We start from the raw sequence: 12,278 nt of genomic DNA on the forward strand, positions 1-12,278 counted from the left end.
TTTCGCACAGTACTCTTACATAAGTTTCAAAATTTAGTTTGGAAGGGGATGTACAAGATTTGGATAAAAATCTAAAGAAAGACCTCAAAATACGCCACATTACAATGATTTCAATTGGCGGCGTAATAGGGGCTGGTTTGTTTGTTGGAAGTGGTGCAGTTGTACATTCGGCAGGACCAGGTTCTATCGTTTCATATGCATTAGCAGGACTTCTAGTCATTTTCGTCATGAGAATGCTAGGAGAAATGGCAGCTGTTAATCCGACAAGTGGTTCATTTGCAACGTATGCAAGAGAAGCGATTGGTCCTTGGGCGGGTTATACAATAGGCTGGTTATACTGGTTTTTTTGGGTAATTGTTATTGCAATAGAAGCCACAGCAGGTGCTGGTATTATCCAATATTGGATTCCACAAATACCGCTTTGGTTATTAAGTTTAATATTAACAATTTTATTAACGCTGACGAACGTTTTTTCGGTGAAATCATTTGGAGAGTTTGAATATTGGTTTTCTTTTATTAAAGTAATAAGTATTGTTTTGTTCCTTTGTCTAGGTCTTGCTGTTATTTTAGGATTTGTTCCAGGAACAGAAGCACCCGGCACTTCGAATTTAATTGGACAAGGTGGATTTATGCCAAACGGTATAAGTTCGGTCCTGCTTGGAATTACTGTTGTTATATTTTCATTTATGGGATCAGAGATTGTAGCAGTAGCCGCAGGTGAATCTGCAGAACCTGTAAAAGCAGTAAAAACAGCAACAAACAGTGTGATTTGGCGTATTCTTGTATTTTTTATTGGGTCTATAGCGGTAGTTGTCACGCTACTGCCATGGAATTCAGCAAACATATTAAAAAGTCCATTTGTAGCTGTACTTGAACATATAGGAATACCAGCGGCAGCACAAATTATGAATTTTATCGTTTTAACAGCTGTACTTTCTTGCTTAAATTCAGGCTTATATACAAATTCAAGAATGCTTTTTTCAATGGCAGAAAGAGGAGATGCTCCAAAGTCATTTTTAAAATTGAACAGTAGTGGTGTTCCCGTTCGAGCGGTTTTATTTGGAACTTTCTTCGCTTATATTGGAGTTGTGTTTAGTTACATTTCTCCAGATAAAGTCTTTTTGTTTTTAGTGAATGCATCTGGCGGGATTGCGTTACTAGTTTATCTCGTTATTGCAGTTTCGCATTTAAAGATGCGTAAAAAAATGGGGAAAGTAGAACAACAAAATTTGAAAGTGAAAATGTGGCTTTTTCCGTATGTAACGTATGTTACAATTGCTGCTATTATAGCAGTTTTAGTTGCGATGTTCGCAATTGATACTTTACGTTCACAAGCATTTTTAACAATGTTTGTTACTGTTCTTATAATACTTTCTTATTTTATTTTTAATAGAAATAAAAATATCACAGTTTTGCATCCTAAAAGTAAGAATGAGGAATCTGTTCGATTCTAATTTTCTTATTTTCGAAGAGAGTTACACCCAATCATTGCTATAAAAGAATCATATATAATCATAGAAACAAGTAATTACTATTGTCATAGTGAATATAAACTTTTTTCTTGACTTTTTATACGAAGGCGAGCAAAATGGTAAAAAAGGAAGGGGGGATGATGATGGAAGAGTATGTATTAGAGCTGTATAACCTGTTATATACGACAGAATGGCAAGATATTGTTTCGTTTCTAGGAATCGTATTTTGCATGAAAATTGTAATTGTATATATGGAAGAGCAAGGTATGTTCTATTCCTTCTCATCTCCGTTCGATGTGCAGCGCGAGCCGTTGCTAAACTATGCCAATGTGAATTACGAACAATTTCCTTTTGTAGTTTTCTTTATGATTCGATTTATTACAGCAATTGTAAGGAAAAAGGAAAGTGACGATGAAGAGTGCCACTCAACTTGTAATATAGCGAATGTTTTTTAAGCTAAATACAAGGAGGAGATTTATATGTGGTTTCGATTTCTTATGATTGGTTTCTTTTCATTAACAGCAATTTCATTAATGGGATATCAAGTGTCTGAAATTTTTCAAGCATATAGCGATACATTTTTTAACAAAAACTAATCGCATTGCTATTTGAATAATAAAGCGATAAAATCCTTCTTAAGAAGTTTTATTAAGAAGGATTTTTTTCTTTGTCTTGTCTTGCTGTGTCAAACTATTGTCACATTTACACTGTGAATAATATGTTAAAATAGTGAGGTTATGTATACATACTTGAAGGAAGAGGGAGTGACCATTTTGGTGGATCAATCAACAAATCAGAAAAGCTATGCTCCTATTGTGATAACGCTTTCTGTAATTGTAAATGCGATTATTTTATTTTTGTTCTTTGGACCTGTTGGCTATGAAGGAGAAGTACATTTTGATGTAACGATTTTACCAATGTTAAACGCGATTTTTAATAGCTTTACGTTCGTATTTTTATTAGCAGCGTTATTCTCTATTATTAAAAAGAATGTGAAAATGCATCGTGGTTTTATCCTTGCAGCATTTACGACAACTTTACTATTTTGTGTGTCGTATTTATCGTATCATTACTTAGCACCGGCAACACATTTTGGCGGAGAAGGATTCATTAAATATGTGTATTTCATCATTTTAATTACACATATTATCCTAGCAGCAATTATCGTACCACTTGCATTGTTTGCGCTTGTATTTGGTTTTACAAATCAATTAACACGTCACCGTAAAATTGTACGTTGGACGATGCCGATTTGGTTATATGTAAGTTTATCTGGTGTTATTGTTTACTTAATGATCTCACCTTATTACCAATAAAAAAATCTCAGCCTGTAGGCTGGGATTTTTTTATTAAGCAAATATTTTTGTGAAATGAAAAAAATATGGTATACAAAAGTATAGTTGCTTTTCATATAGAAGGGATGGTAATGAAATATGCAAAATTTTGTATTTCGTAATCCAACGAAACTTATTTTCGGTAAAGGTCAATTAGAACAGTTAAAAACTGAAATTCCACAGTTCGGTAAAAAAGTTCTTCTCGTATACGGGGGAGGCAGCATTAAAAGAAACGGTATTTATGATAATGTAATTTCTATTTTAAAGGATATTAATGCAGAAGTATTTGAATTAACAGGTGTTGAACCGAATCCACGTGTATCAACTGTAAAGAAAGGGATTCAAATTTGTAAAGAGAATGGTGTTGAATTTATTTTAGCAGTTGGTGGAGGAAGTGTAATCGACTGTACGAAGGCAATTGCAGCTGGTAGTAAGTACGATGGAGATGTATGGGATATTGTAACGAAAAAAACATTTGTTAATGAGGCATTACCATTTGGTACTGTACTTACTCTTGCAGCAACAGGATCTGAAATGAATGCAGGCTCGGTAATTACAAACTGGGAAACGAATGAAAAGTATGGATGGGGTAGCCCGGTTACTTTCCCGCAGTTTTCGATTTTAGATCCAGTTCATACTACTTCTGTACCGAAAGATCAAACAATTTACGGTATGGTAGATATTATGTCGCACGTATTAGAACAATATTTCCATCATGGAACGAATACAGAACTACAAGATCGTTATTGTGAAGCTGTTTTAAAAACAGTAATTGAGACAGCTCCTAAGCTTTTAAGTGATTTAGAAAATTATGAGCATAGAGAAACTATTTTATATTGTGGTACTATGGCGTTAAACGGCATTTTAGCAATGGGAGTAAAAGGAGATTGGGCGACTCATAATATTGAGCATGCAGTTTCTGCTGTTCATGATATACCACACGGGGGTGGCCTTGCGATTTTATTCCCGAACTGGATGAAGCATGTTGTAGAGGAAAATGTAAGTCGTTTTAAACAGTTTGCTATTCGAGTATTCAATGTAGAAACAGATGGGAAGACTGATCGAGAAATTGCGTTAGAAGGAATTCAGGCGTTACGTCAATTTTGGACTTCAATTGAGGCGCCAGTAACATTATCTGATTACGCTATTGGAGAAAATGAAATTGATTTAATGGCGGATAAAGCGATGGCGTATGGTGAATTTGGTAACTTTAAAAAATTAAATAAAGATGATGTTTTAAGTATATATAAAGCTTCTTTATAAGTGAATTTAGAAAAGAAACCTATTTGATTGTTTGATCGAATAGGTTTCTTTTTGCTGTTTATAAACGTTTTTGGATGTTTTTGATTATTTTTGATTGTTTACGGTTGATTTTTGTGACCGTTTTCATTATACTGTAATCAAAGAAGAGGTGAATAAAATGTTAACTCCTGAACGTCATCAAATGATATTGCAACTTGTAAAAGAACAGAAAGTTGTAAAATTACAGCAATTAGTTGAAAGAACAGAAAGCTCTGAATCGACAATTCGCCGTGATTTAGCGCAATTGGAAAAGCAAAGGTTATTAAAAAGAGTTCATGGTGGTGCCGCTGTTTTAACAGGAAAAGGGCAAGAACCAACGATGGTCGAAAAATCATCCAAAAACATTCAAATAAAACAACAAATTGCTAAGTATGCGGCTAGCGTTATTGAACAAGGTGATTGTATTTATTTAGATGCAGGAAGTACAACATTTGAAATGATTCCATTTTTAATAAATAAAGATGTTACTGTCGTTACGAATGGACTTATGCATATTGAAGCTTTAGTTGAAAATAATATTCGTGCGTATTTACTAGGCGGAATGATGAAGAGTAGGACGAAAGCTTTAATCGGTGCTATGGCACAGGAAAGTATGCAGAAGTATCGTTTTGATAAATGTTTTTTAGGTGCAAATGGTGTACATGAACAGCTTGGCTTTACAACGCCAGATCCAGAAGAAGCGCTCTTAAAACAAATGGCATTAACATTAGCAAACGAAGGATATTTCTTAATTGATGAAAGTAAGTTTTCAGAAGTTGCATTTGCGAAAATTGCAAATGTTGAAGATGCAAATATTATTACAAACCATTTAGAAATTGATTTAGAAAAATATAAAAGACAAACCAATGTAATTGAGGCTGATAAACAATGATCTATACAGTTACTTTAAACCCATCTATTGATTATGTAGTGCAAGTTTCTTCTTTTGATTTAGGAACAATAAATCGAGCGGAAAAAGATATGAAGTTTCCTGGAGGAAAAGGAATTAATGTTTCTCGTGTTCTTCAGCGTTTAGGTGTTAAAAATATAGCACTTGGATTTACTGGTGGATTTACTGGTCAATTTATTAAAGAGGTATTACAGACGGAAGGTGTAACAACAAACTTCGTCCAAGTAGATGAAGATACTCGCATTAATGTGAAAATAAAAGGGGAAGAAGAAACAGAATTAAATGGCCAAGGTCCTATTGTAACAAAAGAGCAGTTCGAACAGTTAATGAAAAAAATTGAGAGTATGCAACCTGGAGATTGTGTTGTACTTGCTGGGAGTGTACCGGTTTCTATTCCAAGTACCTTTTACGAATCAATTGCTGCGTTTGGAGCTGAAAAAGGTATTCGTGTAGTAGTAGATGCAAGTGGAAGTGCACTGCAACATGTAATTAAAAATAAGCCATTTTTAATTAAGCCAAACCACCATGAACTTGGTGAGTTGTTTGGAGTGGAGCTTTCAACAGTAGAGGACGTTTTACCTTATGGAAGAAAATTAATTGAACAAGGTGTAAAATACGTTATCGTATCGATGGCTGGAGAGGGAGCTTTATTATTTACGGCAGAAGGTATATATGAAGCGACTGTTCCAAAAGGTGTTGTAATTAATTCAGTTGGGGCCGGGGATTCTCTTGTTGCAGGGTTTGTAGGCAAATATGAACAGACAAAAGATATTGAAAAGGCATTTCAATACGGCGTTGCAACAGGGAGTGCAACAGCATTTTCAGCTGATTTATGTAAGAAGGAAAAAGTAGAAGAATTATTGTCGCAAGTAATTGTAGCTAAGCGATAGGGGGAAGCAACATATGAAAATTACAGAACTATTAAAAAGGGATACAGTCATTATGGATTTGACAGCTTCAAATAAAGAAGCTGTCATAGATGAATTAGTTGAGAAATTAAACGGGGCAAATCGTTTAAATAGTAAAACGGAATTTAAAGAAGCTATTTTAAAGCGGGAGGCCCAAAGTACGACTGGAATAGGGGAAGGTATTGCAATACCTCATGCGAAGACAAAGGCTGTTAAACAACCATCGATTTGTTTTGGTAGAAGTGTAAGCGGTATCAATTATGAGTCGCTTGACGGACAGCCAGCACACTTATTCTTTATGATTGCTGCAAGTGAAGGAGCGAATAATACTCATTTAGAAACGTTGTCTCGTTTATCGACATTATTAATGGATGAAGGATTTCGCAAGCAACTATTAGAAGCAAAGGATGAAAGTGAGCTTCTTCAACTATTTGATGAAAAAGAGAATGAAAAAGAAGAAGAGATTGAAGTCGCAAAACCAGAAGGAAATGAACCGTACGTACTTGCTGTTACAGCTTGTCCAACTGGAATCGCTCACACATATATGGCAGCGGATAGCTTAAAAGCAAAAGCGACAGAGTTAGGAATAGCGATTAAAGTTGAAACAAACGGATCAACAGGTATTAAAAACGGTTTAACGAAAGAGGATATTGAACGTGCAACAGCTATTATTGTTGCGGCGGATAAACAAGTAGAAATGAATCGTTTTGCTGGTAAACATGTCATTCAAGTGCCAGTTGCTGATGGGATTCGAAAAACGGAAAATCTGCTTAAGCGAGCTGTCAAACAAGATGCACCAATCTTTAAAGGTGTAAAAGAGGACGGGAAATCAGAAAGTATTGAGGGAGAAAAAGGATTAGGAATTTATAAGCATTTAATGAGCGGTGTAAGTAATATGCTTCCATTCGTTGTTGGTGGCGGGATTTTAATAGCGCTAGCGTTTTCGTTTGGTGGTATAAAGGCGGAAGGTCCTTTAGCTGAATTGTTCATGTCAATTGGTGGAGGAAAAACAGGTGCGTTTTTATTCCTTGTACCAATTTTAGCTGGATTTATTGCAAGTTCTATTGCTGATCGTCCTGGTTTTATGCCTGGTGTTGTAGGTGGATTTTTAGCGGCGAATGCGAATGCTGGATTTTTAGGTGGATTAATTGCTGGTTTCTTAGCTGGATATGTTGTTTTAGGGTTGAAAAGATTATTTTCAGGACTACCAGTACAATTAGAAGGAATTAAACCTGTATTGTTATATCCAGTCTTTGGATTATTGATTACAGGAGTTGTAATGCAAAAAGTAGTAATTCCGCCTGTAGTAGCATTAAATGAAATGTTGACAGGGTGGTTAAATGGTTTAAACGGTACGAATGCTATATTACTAGGTCTTATTTTAGGTGGTATGATGGCAATTGATATGGGGGGGCCAATTAATAAAGCGGCATTTACGTTTGGTATTGCTGCAATAGAAGCGCAGAATTTTGGAGTGCACTCAGCAGTTATGGCTGGTGGGATGGTACCACCACTTGCGATTGCATTCGCAACTACATTCTTTAAATCAAAGTTTACAGAAGCGGAACGTAAATCTGGTTTAACAAATTATATTATGGGAGCGTCGTTCATTACAGAAGGTGCGATTCCGTTTGCAGCTGCAGATCCGGTTCGAGTAATCGTAAGTTGTGTTGTTGGTTCAAGTATTGCAGGTGCGTTATCTATGTTATTCCAAATTACATTACCGGCACCGCATGGTGGATTATTTGTAATAGCGTTAGTAAATAAACCGTTACTATATATTTTCTCTATATTAATTGGAACAATTGTCTCGGCTGTTACGCTAGGTGTTTGGAAAAAGAAAGTTCAATAACAAATAAAAAGAGAGCAGTTTTTAGTAGCTGCTCTCTTTTTATTACAAAAAAATAGGTTAACAATTGAATATTGATGTTTTTTGGTAAAAGATGTAACGAATTGTGAATTTTTTGTAACAAAAAAGTAACACTGTAATTTTTTCTGGAAAAAAGTTCTTGTGCTCGTATATGAAAAATATATGAAAACCACTGGAGATTGTATTAGAAATGCATTTTATTAATATGGAAATTTATGTTACAACTCGTTAATCGTATATTACGAATGCTTTGTAATTGTGTGATTTCTAAAAATTCTAAAAATCTGTTGCTATAATGAAAATACGAAAACAAAGCAAATGGAGGCTATTCATGAAAAAATTATTAGGTATAGCAACAGCAGCAGTTTTTGGTCTTGGGATTTTTGCGGGTTCTGCTAAAGCGGAAACAATTGTAACAACAGACGTATTAAATGTTAGAGAAAACCCAAATGTAGAGTCAAAGCTTGTAGGTAAAGTGTTCAGTGGGAATACACTAGATGTTATAAATACAGAAAATGGATGGACAAAAATTAAGTTGAACGGTAAGGAAGCGTTTGTAAGTGCCGATTTTACAAAGAGCACATATTATGTAACGGCGGGCGTATTAAATGTTCGTGCTGGAGCGAATACTGATTCTGAAATTTTAGGTAAACTTAATAAAAATGATGTGATTGAAACGACGAATCAAGTTCAAAATGAATGGTTACAATTCGACTACAATGGAAAAGTTGGATATGTTCACGTGCCATTTTTAACAGGAACAGCACCTGTAATCGAAAAGAAAGAGGTTGTAGCTCAAGAAGAAGCGCCAGCTAGAACAAATACGCCAGTTAAAAATAATACAGTAGTTAAGAATAAAGAGTCTGTTAAGAGTAACGATTCTATTAAGAATGTAGAATCAAGTAAACCTGTGGTAAAAGAAAAACCGGCTGCAAAACCAGTTGCAAAATCTACTGAAACAAGTGCGCCTACTGGTGGTCGTGAAATTACAGTAGAAGCGACGGCATATACAGCAGATCCGAGTGAGAATGGTTCGTATGGTGGTCGTGTATTAACTGCAATGGGGCATGATTTAACAGCAAATCCAAATATGAAAGTAATTGCTGTTGATCCGAAAGTAATTCCGCTTGGATCAAAAGTATGGGTAGAAGGATATGGAGAAGCGATTGCTGGAGACACCGGTGGTGCGATTAAAGGAAATCGTATTGATGTATTAGTCGGTTCAGATGGTAGTGCTAATAGCTGGGGGCGCAAATCTGTAAAAGTGAAAGTTATACAATAGGTTATCGATATTAATATAAAAAGCGGTTGCTTGAAACTATGTAAGCAGCCGCTTTTTATGGATTATTGAAATGGATAAATAGTTTTACCTGTAATAATTTTATATGCACTGCAAAATTGCGTTTGTATATATTCTGTATTTTTATTTTCTGGATGTAATGTTGTTTCATGGAGAGTAGAATGAAAAGCCCGTAGTAAACAATTTAGGGCGAAGTATAATTCCTCTTGTGAACAATTTTGTTCTTTTGTAGAAGTGGCTAAAATGAGGTCTTTTGTCAAAGATGAAAAATTGATGGTGGATTGTTTCATAGTTAACTCATCCTCTCGAAACTATTTTTATCATGTATATGCAGAATTGGACAAACTATGTTCTTTTTTCTGTATAATTTCATGTACCGAAATGAAAGAACTTGCAATCATGCCGTTAAAATTGGTAAGATTGGGTATAATCAATAGATGGAGTATATTACATAAAGAGAGTTGAATGATATGGGAGAAGTGCAACGTGAAAAAGTTGCTGTCATCATTGGACCAACTGCTGTTGGAAAGACGAAGTTAAGTATCGATCTTGCCAAAGCGTTGAACGGTGAAATTATTAGTGGTGATTCCATGCAGATCTATCGAACGATGGATATTGGAACCGCAAAGGTAACAAAAGCAGAGATGGACGGAATTCCACATTATATGATCGATATAAAAAATCCGGAAGATTCATTTTCTGTCGCGGAATTTCAAGAACGTGTTCGCAAGCATATTCGAGAAATTACAGAACGTGGTAAATTACCAATTATAGTTGGTGGGACCGGTCTTTATATACAATCTGTTTTATTCGATTATCAGTTTACAGATGATGCTGGTGATGTGATATACCGAGAGCAAATGGAAAAGTTAGCTTTAGAACGCGGTGTGGAATATGTACATGAAAAATTGCAAGAAGTAGATCCAGAAAGTGCGGAGCGTATTCATGCAAATAATGTACGACGTGTCATTCGGGCGTTAGAAATTTTCCACACGACGGGTGAAAAAATGAGTGAACAAATTGAGAAACAAGAAAAAGAGTTACTCTATGATGTTTCATTAATTGGCTTGACAATGGATCGAGAAATGCTATACGATCGCATTAACTTACGAGTGGATTTGATGATGGAACAAGGCCTATTAGAGGAAGTAGAAGGGCTGTATAATAGAGGGATACGAGATTGTCAATCTATTCAAGCGATTGGATATAAAGAAATCTATGATTATTTTGAGAATCGAGCCTCTTTAGAAGATGCGGTGTCACAATTAAAGACGAATTCGCGTCGTTATGCAAAACGTCAATTAACGTGGTTCCGTAATAAAATGGATGTCACGTGGTTTGATGTTACAGACGGTGAAAAAACGTCAGAAATTTTACGATACATAGAAGGAAAGTTACAAGTAAAGTCGAATAATAGTAAGTAGAGAAAAAGAGGAGGATTCGACATGAAGCAATCAATCAATATTCAAGATCAGTTTTTAAATCAACTCCGTAAAGAAAATACGTTTGTTACGCTGTACTTATTAAATGGTTTCCAGCTTCGTGGACTAATTAAAGGATTTGATAATTTTACAGTCCTGCTGGAAACAGAAGGTAAGCAGCAGCTTATTTATAAACATGCAATCTCCACATTTGTACCACAAAAAAATGTTTCAATTGAATTAGAATAGTAATGAATTATTGTACATAACAACAAAAGAGCGAGTTTCCTCGCTCTTTTTTTATTTGTCATAAACAATATATCATGAAATTTAAGCGATTCTAAATACAGTAAGGCGGATGTTAGTATTTCCTGTCGCAGGGATCGTAATCTCATTAAGAGTAGATTGAACAGAAATTCTTGCACCAGCTGCTAATGTTTCGATTGTAGTAAATGAAAGTGAGTCGCCTATTAAATTTGAAGAGAAATTATCAGTTGCGACTGCTCCATTAATTGAAATTCCTACTCCGAGTGGAGCGCATCCTGGCGCAGTTGTAGAAATGGATACGCTAATTACATAAATACCACCGTTAATAACAGTAACTGTATCTGTGCCGTTGAAGATAATATTGTTTACGTTAATTGCAGTACTAAAAATAAAGTTATTAAATTGCAGTACTGTTTGCTGAATATTGTTTGTTACAACAATTGTTGCTATAGGGAAGCTAGGTCCAGTAGGCCCAGTAGGTCCGGTAGGTCCACCAGAAGGTCCAGTAGGTCCAGTAACTCCTATGCCAGTAGCGCCGGTAGCACCCGTTGGTCCTTGAACGCCTTGAGGTCCAGTAGCGCCAGTAGCACCTGTGTTGCCTTGAACACCTTGAGGTCCAGTGGCACCGGTAGCGCCAGTAGCACCTGTGTTACCTTGAACGCCTTGAGGTCCAGTAGCACCTGTGTTACCTTGAACACCTTGAGGTCCAGTGGCACCGGTAGCGCCAGTAGCACCCGTGTTACCTTGAACACCTTGAGGTCCAGTAGCGCCAGTGGCACCAGTAGCACCTGTGTTACCTTGAACGCCTTGAGGTCCGGTAGCGCCAGTAGCACCTGTGTTACCTTGAGCACCTTGAGGTCCAGTAGCGCCAGTGGCACCAGTAGCACCTGTGTTACCTTGAGCACCTTGAGGTCCAGTAGCGCCAGTGTTACCTTGAACACCTTGAGGTCCAGTAGCGCCAGTGGCACCAGTAGCACCTGTGTTACCTTGAGCACCTTGAGGTCCAGTAGCGCCAGTGGCACCAGTAGCACCAGTGTTACCTTGAACACCTTGAGGTCCAGTGGCACCGGTAGCGCCAGTAGCACCCGTGTTACCTTGAACACCTTGAGGTCCAGTGGCACCGGTAGCGCCAGTAGCACCTGTGTTACCTTGAACACCTTGAGGTCCAGTGGCACCAGTAGCACCTGTGTTACCTTGAGGTCCAGTAGCGCCAGTAGCGCCAGTGTTACCTTGAACACCTTGAGGTCCAGTAGCGCCAGTGGCACCAGTAGCACCTGTGTTACCTTGAACGCCTTGAGGTCCGGTAGCGCCAGTAGCACCAGTAGCACCTGTGTTACCTTGAACGCCTTGAGGTCCGGTAGCGCCAGTAGCACCAGTGTTACCTTGAACACCTTGAGGTCCAGTAGCGCCAGTGGCACCAGTAGCACCTGTGTTACCTTGAGCACCTTGAGGTCCAGTAGCGCCAGTGGCACCAGTAGCACCTGTGTTACCTTGAGCACCTTGAGGTCCAGTAGC

The 12,278-nt window shown here is 37.1% G+C and carries 12 protein-coding genes; 10 read left to right on the forward strand and 2 right to left on the reverse strand.

From position 1 onward, the window contains the following. The first annotated feature begins 59 nt into the window (after window positions 1-59). The 8 genes from gabP to entD all read left to right on the forward strand — a co-directional run bounded on the left by gabP (window position 60) and on the right by entD (window position 9,057). Complete coding sequence (gene gabP, locus ACTFRM_RS18950; protein WP_000360111.1) at window positions 60-1,454, forward strand: GABA permease; 1,395 nt, start codon at window positions 60-62, stop codon at window positions 1,452-1,454. 134 nt (window positions 1,455-1,588) lie between these two features. Beyond that, window positions 1,589-1,927 (forward strand): hypothetical protein, encoded by a 339-nt coding sequence (locus ACTFRM_RS18955; RefSeq protein ID WP_002026213.1) that lies wholly within the window; start codon window positions 1,589-1,591, stop codon window positions 1,925-1,927. A gap of 318 nt (window positions 1,928-2,245) precedes the next feature. Next, entirely contained in the window at window positions 2,246-2,788 is a 543-nt protein-coding gene (locus ACTFRM_RS18960) for a DUF420 domain-containing protein (protein WP_000228315.1), read from the forward strand. 117 nt (window positions 2,789-2,905) lie between these two features. Next, window positions 2,906-4,069, forward strand: a complete 1,164-nt coding sequence (locus ACTFRM_RS18965) for an iron-containing alcohol dehydrogenase (RefSeq protein WP_088362769.1) — start codon at window positions 2,906-2,908, stop codon at window positions 4,067-4,069. Window positions 4,070-4,226: 157 nt separating this feature from the next. Continuing rightward, entirely contained in the window at window positions 4,227-4,979 is a 753-nt protein-coding gene (locus ACTFRM_RS18970; protein WP_048535084.1) for a DeoR/GlpR family DNA-binding transcription regulator, read from the forward strand. After that, window positions 4,976-5,887 (forward strand): 1-phosphofructokinase, encoded by a 912-nt coding sequence (gene pfkB / locus ACTFRM_RS18975; RefSeq protein WP_048535082.1) that lies wholly within the window; start codon window positions 4,976-4,978, stop codon window positions 5,885-5,887. The genes ACTFRM_RS18970 and pfkB overlap by 4 nt, the downstream gene beginning before the upstream one ends. A gap of 13 nt (window positions 5,888-5,900) precedes the next feature. After that, entirely contained in the window at window positions 5,901-7,757 is a 1,857-nt protein-coding gene (locus ACTFRM_RS18980) for a PTS fructose transporter subunit IIABC (protein ID WP_000704606.1), read from the forward strand. 349 nt (window positions 7,758-8,106) lie between these two features. Then, window positions 8,107-9,057 (forward strand): cell wall-binding protein EntD, encoded by a 951-nt coding sequence (gene entD, locus ACTFRM_RS18985; RefSeq protein WP_000734610.1) that lies wholly within the window; start codon window positions 8,107-8,109, stop codon window positions 9,055-9,057. Between the two features lie 62 nt (window positions 9,058-9,119). On the opposite strand, the gene ACTFRM_RS18990 is transcribed toward entD, so the two are convergent. Continuing rightward, complete coding sequence (locus ACTFRM_RS18990; protein ID WP_000814429.1) at window positions 9,120-9,365, reverse strand: hypothetical protein; 246 nt, start codon at window positions 9,363-9,365, stop codon at window positions 9,120-9,122. Between the two features lie 180 nt (window positions 9,366-9,545). Here ACTFRM_RS18990 and miaA point away from each other — a divergent pair, with 180 nt between their 5' ends. Then, window positions 9,546-10,499, forward strand: a complete 954-nt coding sequence (miaA, locus tag ACTFRM_RS18995; RefSeq protein WP_000504926.1) for a tRNA (adenosine(37)-N6)-dimethylallyltransferase MiaA — start codon at window positions 9,546-9,548, stop codon at window positions 10,497-10,499. Window positions 10,500-10,520: 21 nt separating this feature from the next. Continuing rightward, entirely contained in the window at window positions 10,521-10,745 is a 225-nt protein-coding gene (hfq, locus tag ACTFRM_RS19000) for an RNA chaperone Hfq (protein ID WP_000813896.1), read from the forward strand. Window positions 10,746-10,826: 81 nt separating this feature from the next. On the opposite strand, the gene ACTFRM_RS19005 is transcribed toward hfq, so the two are convergent. Further along, a partial coding sequence (locus tag ACTFRM_RS19005) for a Gly-Xaa-Xaa repeat protein (protein ID WP_440043480.1) occupies window positions 10,827-12,278 on the reverse strand: 1,452 nt, incomplete at its 5' end.

Origin of the sequence: Bacillus cereus group sp. MYBK227-1 (assembly GCF_051916325.1) — a bacterium.
GTDB lineage: Bacteria > Bacillota > Bacilli > Bacillales > Bacillaceae_G > Bacillus_A > Bacillus_A cereus.